The following is a 15,320-nucleotide window of genomic DNA, read 5'->3' on the forward strand; positions in this document are numbered from 1 at the left end:
GGCTGCGGCAGAGTGGCTTCGGCACATCGGCCACCACGGGGCCGGTCAACGTGCGTTGCGAGGGTGCCGAGGTTACCCGCTTGTGGCGCCCCCTTGCAGCATCAGCGCCACATGCAACAGCAGCATCACCGTCTTGCCGTCCTGGATGGTGCCCGCATGGATTCCGGCGATGGCGTCGGCGAGGGGCATTTCAATGACCTCGATATCCTCCCCTTCCTGGGCCAGGCCGCCGCCCTCGCGGATGCGGTCCTGCGGCGCGTACTCGGCCACAAAAAAGTGCACTTTCTCGGTGACCGAGCCTGGGCTCATGTAGGCCTCGAACACCTTGCGCGGCTGGCGGATGCGGTAGCCCGTTTCTTCTTCCGCTTCACGGCGGATGCAGGTCTCGGGGTCGTCGCCATCCAGCAAGCCCGCGCAGGCCTCAATCAGGTAGCCGTCGGCGCCTCCGTTGATGAACGCAGGCAGGCGGAACTGGCGCGTCAGCACCACGGTGTGGCGCTGCGGGTCATACAGCAGCAGCGTGGCGCCGTTGCCCCGGTCGTAGGCCTCGCGGCTCTGGCGCTGCCACTGGCCGTCGCGGCGGCGCAGTTCAAACGTGATCTTGCGCAGCACATACCAGTCGTTGGAGAGCAGTTGCACATCCAGCAGCCGCACATGGTCTGCCTGCGCGGCGATGGGAGGTGGGGGCGGCCGGCTCATGCGGCAGCCCCTTCGCCAGCGGCCAGCCGCATCGGAAGTTCATCCACATGGTGGACCACGGGCAGGCCCCGCGCCCGGGCCCGCTCCACGTCCATGTCTGCGCCGCGCGATGCGCCGGGCAGCCGCAACACGGCGTCGCAGCGGGCCAGCAGCCGCTCGGCCACGGGGTATTGGTAGGCGTGGAACACCGCGTCGCCAGGCTCTTGCCCGCCCGCCGCATGGATGATGGGCAGGGCCAGCCACTCTCCCAGCAGCGGCAAATGGCCACGTTCGTAGATGGGCAGCGCTGCGGCTTCAAGCCGTTCGCGGTTGGCGGCGATCCGGGCGGGGTCGCCGTCGGTGCCCGAGAGATAAGGGCCGGCGATCAGAACGAGCCAAGGAGAGTCGGCCGGGGGCGCAATGGACATGGTTTCTCCGAAAAATTGCAATCGTGCAGCATCATGCACTTTCAGGCAGTTTCGCGCAACCACTGACACCCATCCGCACCACAATACGGGCCCATATGCTCACCACCCAACGCAAGCAACTCATCCTCCACCGGCTTCAGCAGGACGGCCAGATCGTGGCCCGTGCGCTCAGCGAAGAGCTGGGCATCTCCGAAGACACTGTGCGGCGCGACCTGCGTGAACTGGCGGCCGAAGGGCGGTTGCAACGGGTGCATGGCGGTGCCCTGCCCGCTTCTGCCGCCGTGGGCAGCCTGCAAGTGCGCGCGCAACTTGCCACCGACGAAAAGCGTGAGCTGGGCCGCGCCGGGGCCGCGCTGGTGCAGCCTGGGCAGGTGGTGATCATCGATGGCGGCACCACATCGCTGCAGGTGGTGCAGCACCTTCCGCTGGACCTGCGCGCCACCGTGGTCACCCACAGCCCCAGCGTGGCCGTGGCGCTGGCGGACCACCTGCAGGTGGAGGTGCTGATGCTGGGCGGCCGCCTGTTCCGCCACTCGATGGTGAACGTGGGCGCCAGCGTGACCGAAGCCGCCATGAGGCTGCGCGCAGACCTGTACCTGATGGGCGTGACGGGTGTGCATGCCGACGCTGGCTTGACCACCGGCGATTTCGAGGAGGCCGCCGTCAAGCGCACGCTGCATGCGCGCGCCGCAGAAACCGTGGTGCTGGCCTCCATCGACAAGCTCGGAGCCGCCTCCCCTTTCGGCATTGCGGCGCTCAAGGAGCTGGCGACGCTGGTCGTGCCAGCGGCCACACCGGGCAAGGTTGTCGCCAGCCTGCGGGCGGCGGGGGCCAAGGTCGTCAGCGCCCGGCCGTGATGGCCGCCTGCCGGTGCTTGCTGCCGCTTGCGCGCAAATAGTCGACCAACGTCTGGGCAAAGCCCGAGCGCTCGGCCCCCTTGCGCACGCAGACCTGCAAGTCGCGCTGTGCCCAGGGTTCGTCCATCTCCACCACCACGGGCGGCTCGCTCAGGCCGGCCACCTGCAAGGCCGCACCGCGTGGCACCATGCCAATCCCCACGCCCGCCCCCACCATGCGGCATACCGCCTCGAAGCTGCGCACCTGGATGCGCACGTCCAAGTGCCTGCCCAGTGCGGCGGCGGCATTCATCGTGAAGGTATGGATGGCCGAGCCCGCGTGCAGCATGACAAAGGCGTGGTCGAGTACCTCCGCAAATCCCACCTTCGCCCGCCCGGCCAGCGCATGGCCCGCCGGGACGATGAGCACCAGGCGGTCCTGCCGGTAGGGGGACAACTCCACACCCGCACCCGTGCCACTGTCGGCCAGCACACCCACCTCGATCTCGCCGCTGGCCACTGCGACCACGATCTCTGCGCTGGTGCGCTCCTCCAGGCTCACGCTCACCTGCGGGTGCTGCTTCAGGAAACCCGCCAGGTCGTCAGGCAGAAAGGTGTGCGTGGCATGGGTATTGGCCCACAGGCTCACATGGCCCCGGATGCCACTGGCAAAGGGCGAGAGGTTGGCATGCATCTGCTCGACGCTGGCCAGGACCTGGCGCGCATTGCGCAGCAGGGCCTCGCCCGCCCGGGTCAGCGCCACGCCCCGGGTCTGGCGCTCGAACAGGGAGGTGTTCAGCGCCTCCTCCAGCCGGCGCAGCCGGTGGCTGGCCGACGACGGCGCAAGGTAGGCACGCGCGGCGCCGCGCGTGAGGTTGCGCTCTTCGGCAATGGCGACAAAAAGGCGCAGATCGATCAGGTCATAGGTCAATGGAGGCCCCTCTCACGTTCGTCTTTGACGAACGCATGGTTGCGGCAATGCCAATTGTGCCTGCCGTGCCTACAAGGCACTATCGCCGCATCCTTTCATATTGCCACTGCCCCATGTGCACTGCGTTCGTTGTCTTCGCATGGTCTGGCAGTTTCTACCCCACCCCACCCACCATACCCCCATGCCCTGGAAACACTGGTCCGCCGAACGCCTTGGCCTCCTCCTTGCCATCCTGGCAGCGCTGGGCTTCTCGTTCAAAGCCATCTTCGTGAAACTGGCCTATGCGGTGCCCCAGGCCGCGCCCGTGGACTCCGTCACCCTGCTGTGCCTGCGCATGGCGTTTTCCGTGCCGGTGTTTGCCTGGGTCGGCTGGCGCGCCAGCCGCCACCTGGCACCACTTGCCCGGCGCGACTGGCTGCTCGTGATTGCGCTGGGCCTGCTGGGCTACTACGGCGCGAGCATCCTCGACTTCATCGGCCTGCAATACATCACCGCCAGCCTGGAGCGGCTGATCCTGTTCACCTACCCCACACTCACGATCCTGATCGGCGTGCTCTTTATGGGCAAGCGGGCATCGCGGCGCGAGATGGGGGCGCTGCTGCTGTCCTACGCGGGCATCGGCCTGGCCTTCGCGCACGACCTGCACATTGCGGGCGACACGCGCGCCGTGCTCATCGGCGCGGGCTTTGTATTCGGTTCGGCCGTGTCGTACGCTTTCTACCAGGCGGGCAGCGAGCCCGCCATCCGCAGGCTGGGCGCTGCACGCTTTACCGCCCTGGCCATGCTGGTCTCCACGGGCGCCACACTGCTGCATTTCATGGTGTCGCAACCCGTAGCCTCCTTGGTGCAGCCCGCGCCGGTCTACCTGCACGCCTTGGGCATGGCCATCTTTTCCACGGTGCTGCCCGTGTTCATGACGTCAGCCGCCACCCGACGCATTGGCGCATCCAAAACCGCGCTCGTGGGCACGCTGGGCCCGGTGCTCACGATCTTTTTTGGCTGCTGGTTGCTGGACGAGCCCTTGTCCTGGCCGCAGATGGCGGGGGCCGCGCTGGTGCTGGCGGGGGTGTTGTTGATCAGCAAACGGGGCGCACCGGCAATGCGCCGCCCGCCAGAGGGCGTGCCTTCGCCCGCATCCGCTGAACCCGGCGCCAGGTCGGCCTGACCCTGCGCGGCGGTGGGCCCCAAGGGGTTGGCGCAAACGTCTCTCCAGCCAATGCCTATGCCCCAAACATGGCACCCACCTGCTGCAACCACGCTTGTCGTTTGGCATCGGTGGCGTGGCTGACGGGTGACAAGGCCACCCATTGCACCTTGCGCACGCCACATTTGCGCAGCGTGCCACGCACCAAGGCGCGCTGCACGGCGTCGCCATACAGCCAGCGGTAGGCCCATTTGGGCGTGTTCATCGTGGTCACGACCACCGCGCGCTCGATATGGGTCAAGCGCCCCTCGACGCCGTGTTTTGAGGGCTTGTAGGCCCAGCCGTTGGTGAACACCTTGTCGATAAAGCCCTTGAGCAGCGCGGGCATCACCTCCCACCAGATCGGAAAGATGAAGACCAGTTGCTGGGCGGCATCGATGCGCGCCTGGTAGTGCGCGACGGTCGGGTCTGGGCTTTGGCCCCGGGAGTACCCCGCCAGGTCTGCGCCCCGCATCACGGGGTCAAAACCGTCTGCATCCAGGTGCAGGCGGTCCACGGTGTGGCCGGCGCCTTCCAGCTGCTGCACCACGCGCTGGTACAGCGCGTGGCAATAACTTTTTGAATACGGGTGGGCCAGGATGACCAGGGTCTGCATGCGTGTGCTCCATCAAAGAATGTGATGGGGCGATGGTGCAAAAGGCCCGGCCCGCCGTCATTAACAAAGGTTCAGGTGTTCAGCCGTGCGGGTCGGCTTCCGGCGGGTTCTCTTTCAACTTGCGGCGGATCCGGCTCAGGTGCACCGCACTCACGCCCAGGTAGGCCGCCAGGATGTGCAGCGGAATACGCTCCAACCGGTGCTGGTGCGTGGCCTGCAGCGCCTGGTAGCGCTGGGTGGGCGAGTCGGCAATCGCGCTGGTGTAGAGGTTGGCGTAGTGGATGAGCCGCTGTTGCGTCAGCGCCTGGATGTCCGCTTGCAGGGCCGGGTCGGTCTTGGCGCGGGACTTCAGGGCTGCGCCCTCCACCACGCGCACGCGGCACGGCTCCATGGTGACGAGGTGCAGCGCACTGGGGCGGCCGGTCAAAAAGCTCTCCATCGAGCTGACCACGTCGCCCTCAAAGAAAAACTGGGTGCTGGTCTCGCGCCCCTGCGTGTCCACCAGGTACAGCCGCGCACAACCCTGCTCGATGAGGTACAGCCGCCGTGCGACTTCGCCCGCGCGCAGCAGCAGTTGCCGCGCGTCCACTTGGCGGACCGTGCCCAGTTCAAGGAGTGTGGTGTGAAGGGCGTTCATGGCGGGGTGCTGTGGGCACGGAGATTCAGACAGATCGGAAAGCGCATGGTGGATGCTGCGGTGAGGGGCGCAACGGTGAAGCGCAGCGTGTATTCACGGCGAAACTTGAATCAAATTGCTGCCTTGCGCTTGATGTATAACGATTTTTCGCTATGCATTGCATAGCAATCCATCATTTGCTGCTTTGCGGCCCCGCCTCGCATCGGGCAGCGCCACCGGTGCAGATGGGGAAATCGTGTACCCATCGTGGCCCTGGCCTTGGGCCTTGGTCACGCTCGCGGGCTCACTTCAACCCCAGCCGCGTCAGCTTCTTGATCAACCCCACCCGCGAAATCCCCAGCCGCCGCGCTGCCTCCGACTGGTTGCCCGCCACCGCCGCCATGGTGTCGCGCACCATGCGCACTTCCAGCTCCATCAGCGCGGCGTCCAGCGGGCCGGTGCTGCCAGGCGGGGCCAGTGGGATGGGTTTGAGGTTCGCTGCGGTGTCGCTCGCGTCGGGGATATCGCCGCTGGCCAGTTGCAGCAGCTCGGCGTCCACCTCGCGCTGGTCAGGCATCAGCAGTGCCCCGGCGGACTCCACCACGGCCTTGAGCTCGCGCACATTGCCGGGCCACTCGCGCGCCATCAGCCACGCCAGGGCGCTGGCCGACAGGCTGGCACGGTGCGCCACACGGTGCAAAAAGCGGGTGGCCAGCAGCGGGATGTCGGCGGGCCGCTCGGCCAGCGACGGCGTGCGCAGCACCACGCCCTTGAGGCGGTAGAACAGGTCCTCGCGGAACGTACCTTCGCGCACCATGGCTTCCAGGTCGCGGTGGGTGGCGGCCACCACGCGGGCGTCGGCACGTTTGGGCACACGGCCGCCCACGGGCACAAAAGTGCCCTCTTGCAAAAAGCGCAGCAGCTTGACCTGCATGGGCGGCGGCATTTCGCCCACCTCGTCCAGAAACAGCGTGCCGCCGTGGGCAGCCTCCACCAGGCCGGGCTGGTCGCGGTAGGCGCCGGTGAAGCTGCCCTTCATGTGCCCGAAGAGCTCGCTCTCCAACAGCTCGGCCGACAGGGCGCCGCAGTGGATGGCGACAAAGGGCTCGCTGCGGCGGGCGCTGCAGGCGTGCAAGGCGCGCGCCACCAGCTCTTTGCCGGTGCCCGTGGGGCCCAGCACCAGCACGCTAACCTGGGTAGGCGCCACGCGGCGCACCAGGGCGCGCAGTTGCACCGTGGCGGCCGCCTGCCCCACCATACCCAGGTCATCCAGCGACTGCCCTGCGCGCAGGGTTGCCAGTTCGGCATCCAGACGCGCCTTGCGCAGGCCCCGCGCCACCACAAACCGCAGCATGTCGGGGTCGATGGGTTTGGTCAGAAAGTCCCAGGCGCCCAGTTCGGTGGCGCGCAGGGCCAGCGCGTGGTCGCCGTGGCCGGTCAGCACCACCACCGGCACGCGTGCAAAGCGGGGGATCAGCTCCAGGCCGATCTCTGGGTCCATGTGCGGCGGCATGGCCAGGTCCAGCAGCACCAGCTCGGGCTGCCGTTTGGCAAACGCCGCCAGGGCCTGGTCGCCATCGCCCGCCAGCGTGACGGTGTGGCCCAGGTTGCGCAAAAAGGCACCGCCCAGCCGCTGAAACGCGGCCTCGTCATCGACCAGCAGCACGTGGCCGTTGACATGGTCGCTTGTCGGCTCGCCCGCTGGCGCGGCGTCTTGCCCTGCACCCGGCGGGGCGTCGGCTGCGTTGTCTGTGGTGTTGGCTGTCATGGCAGGCGTTGCGTCGTCGTCAAGGGAAAGCGCAGCGTGAAACACGTGCTCCACGGAGGCCGCTCGGTCAGCGCCACCGAGCCATCATGCGCCGCCATGATGCGGGCCACGATGGCCAGGCCCAGCCCAGTGCCACCGGGGCTGCGCGATGCAAAGGGCTCGAACAGCCGGCTGCGGATTTCGTCGGGTACGCCGGGGCCCGCGTCGCAGATGTGCAGCAGCACGGCGTCGGCGGTGGTTTCTGCGTCGATGTGCACGGGGCTGTGGGTTGCTGACGCTGTTGGGCCGCCACCGGCATCGGCCTCCCCGACATCGGACGCCAGTGCGATGCGCGCGTTCTCCAGCAGGTTGGTCAGCGCCTGGTCCACGCGCCGGGGGTCAGCCTGCAACACCAGCGGCTGGGCCAGGCCCGCGCCCAGGCTCACCTCAGGCAATCGCAGGGCCGCGTTGCGCACGTGGGCGGCCAAATCCAGCTCACGGGGCACCAGCTTCCAGGGCTTGGCAAAGTCGAGCAGGTCGTGCGTCAGGTTGGCAATGCGCGCCACTTGGTCGGCCACCTCGCGCCGCGTCTCGCCGGGCGCAGCAGCCACGGCCATGGAGATGATGTTGAGCGGGTTGCGGATGTCGTGCGCCACGGTGGCGGCCAGCGCCCCCAGCTCGGCTAGCCGCGCCTGCAACTGGCGCTCGCGTTCGCGGGCGGCAAACTGCTGGGCCTGCTCAACCCGCGCCGCAGCCTCGGCCACCACCGTGCCAAACAGTTCGGCCACGTGGCGCGGCCCGGGCGGTGCGGCGTCCCAACCCTGCAGCGTGGTCTGCCAGCCTTGCTCGCCCGGGGTGCACACCAGCTGCGGGGTGCTGCCGGGTGGCGTTGATGGGGCTGATGACGTTGAGGGTGTTGTTGACGCGGACGGATCGCCAATCTGCACTTCCACCTGCGTCCCAATGCGTGCACTCAGCAGCGTGGCGGCCTGCTGCGCCAGGGCCTCGGGCGTCTCCATCGACAGCAGCGCGCTGCGCCACGCACCCAGGTCGGCAATCGACACCTCGCCCCCTGGGTACACCAGCCGCTCGGCCACACGGCGCACCGGGCCGTTGAGCGCCAGCACACTGGCCGCTACCGCCAGCCCACCCAGCCAGCGCGACTCAAACGGCAGCAACGGCGTGAGCGCCAGCACCACCGCCCCCAGCGCCAGCAGCAGCGCCCATACCAGCGCGCGTCGTGCCCAGGCGTTGGCCACAAACACGCCATAACGCAAGATGCCGTAGACCAGAATCAGCGAATACAGCGGCAGGCCCAGCAGCGGAAACGGGTAAATCGGAAAATCCAGCACCGCAATGCCGTAGCCCGCCAGGCACAGCAGCCCCCACAGGCACGACGCGGTGACGGCGGCAATCTGCCGAAACTTCTGCCCGTCACCCGACCGGCGCGCGCGCAGCAAGGCCAGCAGCAGCACCGCCACACCGCCAATGCCCAAAATCACCCAGGCCATGCTGGCCACAGTGCCCACCGGGTCGGCCACCGCAATAAAGCCAATGTCGCGGTGCTCAACCAAGTGCCCCGGCACCAGGATGACGGAGACCACCGAGGCGCCCCCACCCAGCGCATAGGCGGCAGCAACGCCCCAGCGGCCCAGGTCGACACGGCAAAACACCGTGCAGAAATGAAAGAACAGCGCAGAGGTGAACGGCGCTGTGGCCAGCAAGCGCATCGCCACCGGTTCGGTCTCCGGCCCCAGCCAGTTAGGCAGCTCGTTGCCCACCATCCACAGCGAGATCCCGATCAAGAACGCCGCCAACAGGCGGGCCCCCGCCACGCGGTCGGCCCAGGCCAGCAGCAGGGCTGCCAGCACCAGCGTTTCAAGCACCGAAAACCCGAGGACGGCGTGGATCAGCATGTGCAGACGGTGGCGGTGATCATGGCGTGACCTGTTCCTAGCGTTAACGGTGGGGGCTGCGCGCACTGTAAACCAAGTATGCAGTTCGCCAAGCAAATTTCAATGAAATCAACCACTTGCAGCGGCCACTGAGGCTGGCCCGGGTTTCGCAATAGAGAGTGCAACCGCCACTCTTGCAAAGCCCGCCATGTTTGCCCTTTTCACCCCAGCGCCCCGCCACTGCACCGCCAACCCAGCGCACCCCAGCCCGGTGCTCGACCTGCCCGCCCTGGCCGGGGCCGCAGCCTGGGCACGCCTGCCCTCCGCCGTGCAACGCCGCTTTGGCACCGCCCACGCCGACGTCAGCTACCACGGCCACATGGACCTGCGCTGCTCGCTGATCGGCCACATCTACGCCGCGATGACCCGGGCCTGGGGCGGCCCGCTGACCCACATCAACACCACCGCCCTGCCCGCCACCGTGAACGTCAGCCACAACGGGCGCGGCGGCGTGGTGTGGGAGCGGCGCTTTCACACCGGCACGGATGCCAACAACGGCACCCACCACGGCGCAGACCGCACCGTGCGGTCCACCAAGGAGCTGGGCACCGACGGCACCCTGCTGGAGCGCACCGACGGCGGCCTGGCCATGTCGCTGGACGTGCTGGAAGAAGACGGCGCGCTGGTGTTCCGCAGCCGCCGCTTCTGGTGGGTGGCGGCAGGCCTGCGCATCCCCGTGCCGACCTTGCTGACGCCTGGCACCTGCCGCGTTGCCCACACCGACCTGGGCGCAGGCCAGTTCCGCTTCACGCTGAGCATGGTGCACCCGCTGTGGGGCGAAACCTTCCACCAGTCTGGCGTGTTCACCGATCCCGTCATCGATCCCGTGGTCGATGACTGCACCGACCCCGCTGACACCGACTCTTCTTCTCACTGAGGGCTTCACACCATGACTGCCATGAACACCATCTTCCTGCTGCTCTCCATCCAGGCCGCCCTGGGCGCGTTTGACAACCTGTGGCACCACGAGCTGGAGGCCCGGTTGCCCCAGCGCACCTCGGCGCGGTATGAACTCTCGCTGCACGCCGCACGCGAGGCCATCTACGGCGTCGTCTTTGTCGGCCTGGCCTGGTTTGAATGGCGCGGCGCCTTTGCCGCCGTGCTGGCGGCCCTGCTGCTCGTCGAGCTGGGCATCACCCTGGCCGACTTTCTGGAAGAAGACCGCACCCGCCGCCTGCCGCCATTCGAGCGCGTGCTGCACACCGTGCTGACCATCAGCTACGGCCTCTTCCTGGGCCTCATCGCCCCCGTGCTGTGGGCCTGGGTGCAGCAACCCACCGCCATGGTGCTGGCTCCGCACGGCTGGGTATCGTGGCTGTTCACCGCCTATGCCGTCGGCGTGTGGGCCTGGAGCGTGCGCAACACGCTGGCCGCCATCAAGCTCTACCGCACGGCACCGCCTGCACAGCCCCGTGCACTGCATGCCCGTGGCCTTCAACCCCAGCCAGCCACCCTGGTCACCGGCGCCACCGGCTTTGTGGGCAGCGCCCTGGTGGCCGACCTGGTGCGCGACGGCCAGCGGGTGATCGTGTTGTCACGCGACGCCCTGCAGGCCCGCGCCAGTTTTGGCCCCGGCGTGTGGGTGGTGGACACGCTGGACGCGATCCCGCCTGAAACGACCATCGACGCAGTGGTCAACCTGGCAGGCGCCCGCGTGCTGGGCATGCCGTGGACAGCGGCGCGCAGACGCCAACTGCTGGCCAGCCGCGTCGACACCACCGTGGCAGTCGTCAGCCTGATGCGGCGCCTGCAAAAGGCACCGCGCGTGCTGGTCAGCGCATCGGCCGTCGGCTTCTACGGCGCATCGCCCAACGCGACGATGGAGCCCTTGGACGAAACCGCCCCACCCCGCCCGGGCGAGTTCCAGTCAGACCTGTGCGCTGCTATCGAACACGAGGCCCGCCGCGCCGAAGCCCTGGGCGTGCGGGTGGTGCGCATGCGTTTTGGCGTGGTGCTGGGGCATGGTCGTGGTGCGTACCCGATGCAGGCGCTGGCGGGCCGCCTGGGCCTGGGCACCGTGCTGGGCCATGGTCGCCAACCTGCGCCGTGGGTTCACTTGGCGGACGCGGTGGGCTTGGTGCGTTTTGCTATGGCGCACTCATATCTGCAAGGCCCCGTCAATGCGGTGGCGCCTGATGCGGTGACGCAGGCCACGTTCGCGCGAACACTGGCTGCATCGTTTGGCCGACCTGCCTGGCTGCGTGTGCCAGTCTGGCCACTGCGCGCGCTACTCCGGGAAATGTCTACCCTGCTGGTGGACGGGCAGAACGCGGTGCCGAGTGCAGCGCTGGGTCAGGGCTACCGGTTTGTGCACCCTCGACTGAGTGGTGCACTGGCAAACCTTGCGGAGAGTGGAAGGACCGAAGAAAGATTGGTCCAGCAAGAATAAAAATAGGCACTAGCACTTAATGGTAAAGCGCGGATAGCTATCAATACCGTAGCTTAATCTCCAAATTTAATACATTACGCTCAGAAGTTGTCGAGTTGCCAGCGTCCACCGGTCACTCCTACCTGGCGTGGCTAGTCAGTTGTCGCTGAGTGGTTCCAGCGACTTGCGCGAACGGCTTTGCCCAGAAAAAGTGTCATGCGACCTGAATGCGGTTAGAAGAACGGTGCTCTCTCGTCACCCGTGGCACTCCGGTTGGTACATTTATACCGAACACCGAGGATCCAGGATGACAGACTACGATTTCAAAACATTGAACGACAAAGAGTTTGAGGCTCTTTGTACTGACCTCCTCAGCAGGGCTTTGAGTCACAAGTTTGAAAGATTTAAACCAGGAAAAGATGCAGGCGTTGATGGACGATATTTTGCCGAGGACGGCTCGGAGGTAATTTTGCAATGCAAGCATTGGGCAAATACACCTTTGCAGCAACTAATTACTACCCTAGGGCGTGATGAGAAGGCCAAGTTGGATAAGCTTAAGCCTAGCCGATACATTTTAGCGATTTCAAATCCTCTATCGAGGCTTGACAAGAAAAAAATTTCAACTGTACTGTCACCGCATCTTGCTCGAGATAGCGACATATACGGAAAAGAAGATCTTAATGATCTCTTGAAGCAATTTCCAGATATTGAAAGGTTGCACTACAAGCTATGGCTACATAGCACAAACATTTTGGCTATCATCACGCAAAGCGGAATAATTGGACGAAGCGAGTTCACCATCGAGCAGATTGCCCAAAAGGCATCCCGATATGCGCTGACGGAAAATCACAAAAAAGCGGCAGAAATTCTAAATAATTTGGGCGTTCTGATAATTTCAGGTGATCCGGGAATAGGGAAGACGACGCTCGCTGAACACCTATGCCTACAATATGCGGCAGATGGCTTTGCATTCGTCAACGTGATCGACGACATCAGTGAAGCTGAGAAAGTTTTTTCGAAGGATACAAAACAGATATTTTATTTTGATGATTTTTTAGGTCGCAATTATTTAGAAGCACTCACGGGGCATGAAGGCGGGCATCTTGCTGCATTCATACGAAGAATTTCCACCAATAAATTGAAAAAATTTATCCTCACATCGCGAAGTACCATACTAAACCAAGGAAAATTTCTGATTGATGCATTCCATCACGAAAACCTAAAACGCAATGAGTATGAGCTCAGAATCGATGCACTCAGTGCAATTGACAAAGCGCGCATTCTTTATAATCACATCTGGCACTCAGGCTTGTCAGACGAGTTTAAAGAAGAATTTTACAGAGACAAGCGCTACCGCGTGATTATCGAGCACAAAAATTTTAATCCACGCCTAATCAGTTTTATAACCGATCCATCACGAAGAAATTCGGAGAATGTAAGTCAATATTGGCCGTATATTGAACAGTCTCTCTCGGATCCATCGCATATATGGGGTCACTCTTTTGATACTCAAGCAGACCCGGGCCAGCGTGCAATAGTTCTTCTCGTAGTTTTAAACGGCAAACGTATCCAAGAGCAACTACTTGCAAACGCCTTCCACAGGCTCGCAGATCGTCCAGGAGGACAAACTCTACGGGGATCACACGACTTTGGATCGTATATCCGCCTATTAACCGGTTCTTTTTTAAGCAGATTCTTTTTGGCAAAATTTGGAGCTGCACTAGATTTATTCAATCCGTCTATCGGCGACTTTGTTTTAAAAAAATATTCAAGCGATCCGAGAATTCTAAAGGATGGAGTAGCTGCTCTTCGTTCGATCAATGGACTAGCAACAATTCTAAATATAAGAATAGCCGGTTTAATTGCTGACGACGTGGTTAACGAAATTTTCCGTGACGTTCTGGCAGAGGCAGGGCGAGATGAATTTTATGACTACCCCATCTCGTTTGTTGCCAAGCTGTGTCAGGAAGTGCTGTTGTCCGATGCTTCGAACAAATATTTGGATCGTGCTCTTGAAGTCATTATTGAGAAAGGAGCAATAAATGATTTCGATCCATCTCTAAATACCGTCAGAATAGGTTTAGGCCTTGGAAAGATATCTGGTGCAAATGCGGTTCAGTTTGTGATGCGCAACTTGGAAGATATTAGCTCCGACGATGACATTTCCGATGCAACGGCTATCGTTGAGGAACTCCCAAGCGACATGCTGGAGCGAGATTCACTGGCAAATGCAATTTACGATCACGTTGTGGAACTTGCATCGAATTCCCTTGATGAATTTATCGAAGTTACCGATGCATTTTATGGAGTGGGATGGGAGGATACCGATGAAGCTGAAGATAATATTACAAAAATGATCGAGGAGAAATTTTCGCAGTTGGGAATAGAAATAACCAGATACTGCGCTAGGGATATCGCACAGTCGATCGATATTGAGAATCGTCTGCAAAAACATATAATGAATAGCAGCGAGTCCTATGATCGCGATGTATCTCCCAGTTTTTCCGGAGGTCCCGACGAAGTCGATGATCTGTTTGATCGTGGCTAAACAGTAAAAACTCGTACTTTAGAAATTTCTGCATGCGAAAACCTGTTCGGCAATTCCCACTGCGTGGTAGGGCCCCTTCAGCAACCGGACGAAAAATTTCGAATTTAAGCTGTGAAGTCAATAACGTAATCAACTCATTGGTCGAGACAGAAGGGCAGATAAAAACGGATGCTGCCCCCGACCGTTCGCATTTGACATTGAGCGTAATGCCAGCCATCGTCCTACGGCAAATTCTCCCGAAATATCACCTGACTCCGCGTCGTCTCCACCCCGCTCGTCGGCTCCCGCCCATCCCGCAGGTTGGCAAATATCCGAACGCAGTTCATCACCGCGCCCTGCGGGTTCTGCGTGATCACCGCGTCCATGGTTCCGTCAATCAACAGCGCCCGCGTATCCGGCGTGAGCCCGTGGCCGATGAACACGATCTTGCGGTCTGCCCCCGCCTCTTTCAGCGCCCGGCCAATGCCTTCGGCCCCGCCGCCGATGTTGTAGATGCCCGCTAAATCACCGTGCTGCTCCAGCAGCGCGCGGGCCTGGCGGTAGTTGCGTTCGGCGTCGTCCTGGCCTTCGCGCACGCCCACCACCTGCACCAGCGGGAACTGCTCTTCAAACAAGTGCAGAAAGCCCGCCTCGCGCTCCTCGTGGGCGCGGTAGCGCAGTGATCCAACAATCATCGCCACATGCGCCTTGCGGCTGTGGGCCAGCGGGCCCATGAAGCGGGCGATCAGGTAGGCGGCGGTGCGGCCCGCCGCGCGGTTGTCCAGGCCCACGTATGCCACGCGGCGCGAGTTGGATAAATCCGAGATCAGCGTGACCGTGGGCACGCCCTGCTCGGCCAGCTGGGCCACGGCCTCGCGCACCACGGGGTGCTCCAGCGCCATGAAGGCGATGCCGTCGCAGCGCTTGCTGTAGTGCAGCAGCGCCTTGGCCAGCGCGTCGGGGTTAAAGCTTTCGATGTACGCCGCCTGGCAGCGCACGTTGAACGGTGCCCAGTGGTCTTGCGCGTAGCCAATCACGTCGCCCAGCATTTGCAGAAAGCGGTTGCTGCCCTCGGGGATCAGCACCATCAGGCGCAAGGGCTGGGGTTGCAGCGCGGCGTGCAGCTCGGCCTGCGGCAGGTAGCCCAGGGTGGCGGCGGCCTGCAGCACACGCTGCGCGGTGGCGTTGCGCACGCCCGACCGCTGGTTCAGCACCCTATCGACCGTGGCGGTGGAGACGCCGGACAGCTGGGCGATGTCGGGGATGCGCGGGCTGCGGGGACTGCTGGGGTTGGGCGGGGTTTGGGCCATGTCGATTCAATCAAAAACCATCATCTAGTTTGCTGGTATTTGATGGATTCCGCGGATAGTATCACTGGGCGTTCGGTGCTGAAAGGCATCAAATCGAATCAGTACAAACCCTAGGTTGTGACGGT

At 63.3% G+C, this 15,320-nt stretch carries 13 protein-coding genes; 5 read left to right on the forward strand and 8 right to left on the reverse strand.

Features of this window, described 5'->3' with window-relative positions:
- Positions 1-72: 72 nt before the first annotated feature.
- Positions 73-699: an NUDIX domain-containing protein gene (locus tag KW832_RS19135; RefSeq protein WP_218301054.1), complete on the reverse strand. Its 627-nt coding sequence runs from the start codon at positions 697-699 to the stop codon at positions 73-75.
- Entirely contained in the window at positions 696-1,106 is a 411-nt protein-coding gene (locus tag KW832_RS19140; RefSeq protein WP_010458366.1) for a hypothetical protein, read from the reverse strand. The genes KW832_RS19135 and KW832_RS19140 overlap by 4 nt, the downstream gene beginning before the upstream one ends.
- 95 nt (positions 1,107-1,201) lie before the next feature.
- On the opposite strand from KW832_RS19140, the gene KW832_RS19145 reads away from it, so the two are divergent.
- Positions 1,202-1,963 carry a DeoR/GlpR family DNA-binding transcription regulator gene (locus tag KW832_RS19145; RefSeq protein WP_010458367.1) on the forward strand — a complete coding sequence of 254 codons (762 nt, stop codon included), beginning with the start codon at positions 1,202-1,204 and terminating at the stop codon, positions 1,961-1,963.
- On the opposite strand, the gene KW832_RS19150 is transcribed toward KW832_RS19145, so the two are convergent.
- Positions 1,947-2,873, reverse strand: a complete 927-nt coding sequence (locus KW832_RS19150; protein WP_218301053.1) for a LysR family transcriptional regulator — start codon at positions 2,871-2,873, stop codon at positions 1,947-1,949. The genes KW832_RS19145 and KW832_RS19150 overlap by 17 nt on opposite strands.
- 181 nt (positions 2,874-3,054) lie before the next feature.
- Between KW832_RS19150 and KW832_RS19155 the strand changes: the two genes are divergently transcribed.
- Complete coding sequence (locus KW832_RS19155) at positions 3,055-4,038, forward strand: DMT family transporter (protein WP_218301052.1); 984 nt, start codon at positions 3,055-3,057, stop codon at positions 4,036-4,038.
- A gap of 55 nt (positions 4,039-4,093) precedes the next feature.
- Here the strand turns inward: KW832_RS19155 and KW832_RS19160 are convergent, their stop codons facing one another.
- From KW832_RS19160 to KW832_RS19175, 4 genes are all read right to left on the reverse strand, one after another.
- Positions 4,094-4,672 carry an NAD(P)H-dependent oxidoreductase gene (locus KW832_RS19160; protein ID WP_218301051.1) on the reverse strand — a complete coding sequence of 193 codons (579 nt, stop codon included), beginning with the start codon at positions 4,670-4,672 and terminating at the stop codon, positions 4,094-4,096.
- A gap of 79 nt (positions 4,673-4,751) precedes the next feature.
- Positions 4,752-5,309, reverse strand: coding sequence for a Crp/Fnr family transcriptional regulator (locus KW832_RS19165; RefSeq protein WP_218301050.1), 558 nt, complete (start codon positions 5,307-5,309; stop codon positions 4,752-4,754).
- Positions 5,310-5,592: 283 nt separating this feature from the next.
- A complete protein-coding gene (locus tag KW832_RS19170) occupies positions 5,593-7,056 on the reverse strand; it encodes a sigma-54 dependent transcriptional regulator (RefSeq protein WP_218301049.1) in 1,464 nt (487 codons plus the stop codon).
- The gene (locus KW832_RS19175) at positions 7,053-8,951 is read right to left on the reverse strand and encodes a HAMP domain-containing sensor histidine kinase (protein WP_218301048.1); all 1,899 of its coding nucleotides are present in this window, start codon (positions 8,949-8,951) and stop codon (positions 7,053-7,055) included. The genes KW832_RS19170 and KW832_RS19175 overlap by 4 nt, the downstream gene beginning before the upstream one ends.
- 187 nt (positions 8,952-9,138) lie before the next feature.
- Between KW832_RS19175 and KW832_RS19180 the strand changes: the two genes are divergently transcribed.
- The 3 genes from KW832_RS19180 to KW832_RS19190 all read left to right on the forward strand — a co-directional run bounded on the left by KW832_RS19180 (position 9,139) and on the right by KW832_RS19190 (position 13,906).
- Entirely contained in the window at positions 9,139-9,867 is a 729-nt protein-coding gene (locus KW832_RS19180) for a DUF4166 domain-containing protein (RefSeq protein WP_218301047.1), read from the forward strand.
- A gap of 12 nt (positions 9,868-9,879) precedes the next feature.
- Positions 9,880-11,379 (forward strand): TIGR01777 family oxidoreductase, encoded by a 1,500-nt coding sequence (locus KW832_RS19185; RefSeq protein WP_218301046.1) that lies wholly within the window; start codon positions 9,880-9,882, stop codon positions 11,377-11,379.
- A gap of 286 nt (positions 11,380-11,665) precedes the next feature.
- Complete coding sequence (locus KW832_RS19190) at positions 11,666-13,906, forward strand: restriction endonuclease (protein WP_218301045.1); 2,241 nt, start codon at positions 11,666-11,668, stop codon at positions 13,904-13,906.
- 221 nt (positions 13,907-14,127) lie between these two features.
- On the opposite strand, the gene KW832_RS19195 is transcribed toward KW832_RS19190, so the two are convergent.
- On the reverse strand, positions 14,128-15,195 hold the full coding sequence (locus tag KW832_RS19195; protein ID WP_218301044.1) for a LacI family DNA-binding transcriptional regulator: 1,068 nt from the start codon (positions 15,193-15,195) through the stop codon (positions 14,128-14,130).
- Positions 15,196-15,320: the final 125 nt, after the last annotated feature.

This window comes from Acidovorax sp. sif0632, assembly GCF_019218805.1.
GTDB classification, from domain to species: Bacteria; Pseudomonadota; Gammaproteobacteria; order Burkholderiales; family Burkholderiaceae_C; genus Acidovorax; species Acidovorax facilis.

Coding starts and splice junctions, on each gene's coding strand:
- KW832_RS19160 (WP_218301051.1), bottom strand. CDS start 4,672: ATGCAGACCCTGGTCATCCTGGCCCACCCGTATTCAAAAAGTTATTGC.
- KW832_RS19165 (WP_218301050.1), bottom strand. CDS start 5,309: ATGAACGCCCTTCACACCACACTCCTTGAACTGGGCACGGTCCGCCAA.
- KW832_RS19170 (WP_218301049.1), bottom strand. CDS start 7,056: ATGACAGCCAACACCACAGACAACGCAGCCGACGCCCCGCCGGGTGCA.
- KW832_RS19135 (WP_218301054.1), bottom strand. CDS start 699: ATGAGCCGGCCGCCCCCACCTCCCATCGCCGCGCAGGCAGACCATGTG.
- KW832_RS19195 (WP_218301044.1), bottom strand. CDS start 15,195: ATGGCCCAAACCCCGCCCAACCCCAGCAGTCCCCGCAGCCCGCGCATC.
- KW832_RS19175 (WP_218301048.1), bottom strand. CDS start 8,951: ATGCTGATCCACGCCGTCCTCGGGTTTTCGGTGCTTGAAACGCTGGTG.
- KW832_RS19190 (WP_218301045.1), top strand. CDS start 11,666: ATGACAGACTACGATTTCAAAACATTGAACGACAAAGAGTTTGAGGCT.
- KW832_RS19140 (WP_010458366.1), bottom strand. CDS start 1,106: ATGTCCATTGCGCCCCCGGCCGACTCTCCTTGGCTCGTTCTGATCGCC.
- KW832_RS19180 (WP_218301047.1), top strand. CDS start 9,139: ATGTTTGCCCTTTTCACCCCAGCGCCCCGCCACTGCACCGCCAACCCA.
- KW832_RS19155 (WP_218301052.1), top strand. CDS start 3,055: ATGCCCTGGAAACACTGGTCCGCCGAACGCCTTGGCCTCCTCCTTGCC.
- KW832_RS19145 (WP_010458367.1), top strand. CDS start 1,202: ATGCTCACCACCCAACGCAAGCAACTCATCCTCCACCGGCTTCAGCAG.
- KW832_RS19185 (WP_218301046.1), top strand. CDS start 9,880: ATGACTGCCATGAACACCATCTTCCTGCTGCTCTCCATCCAGGCCGCC.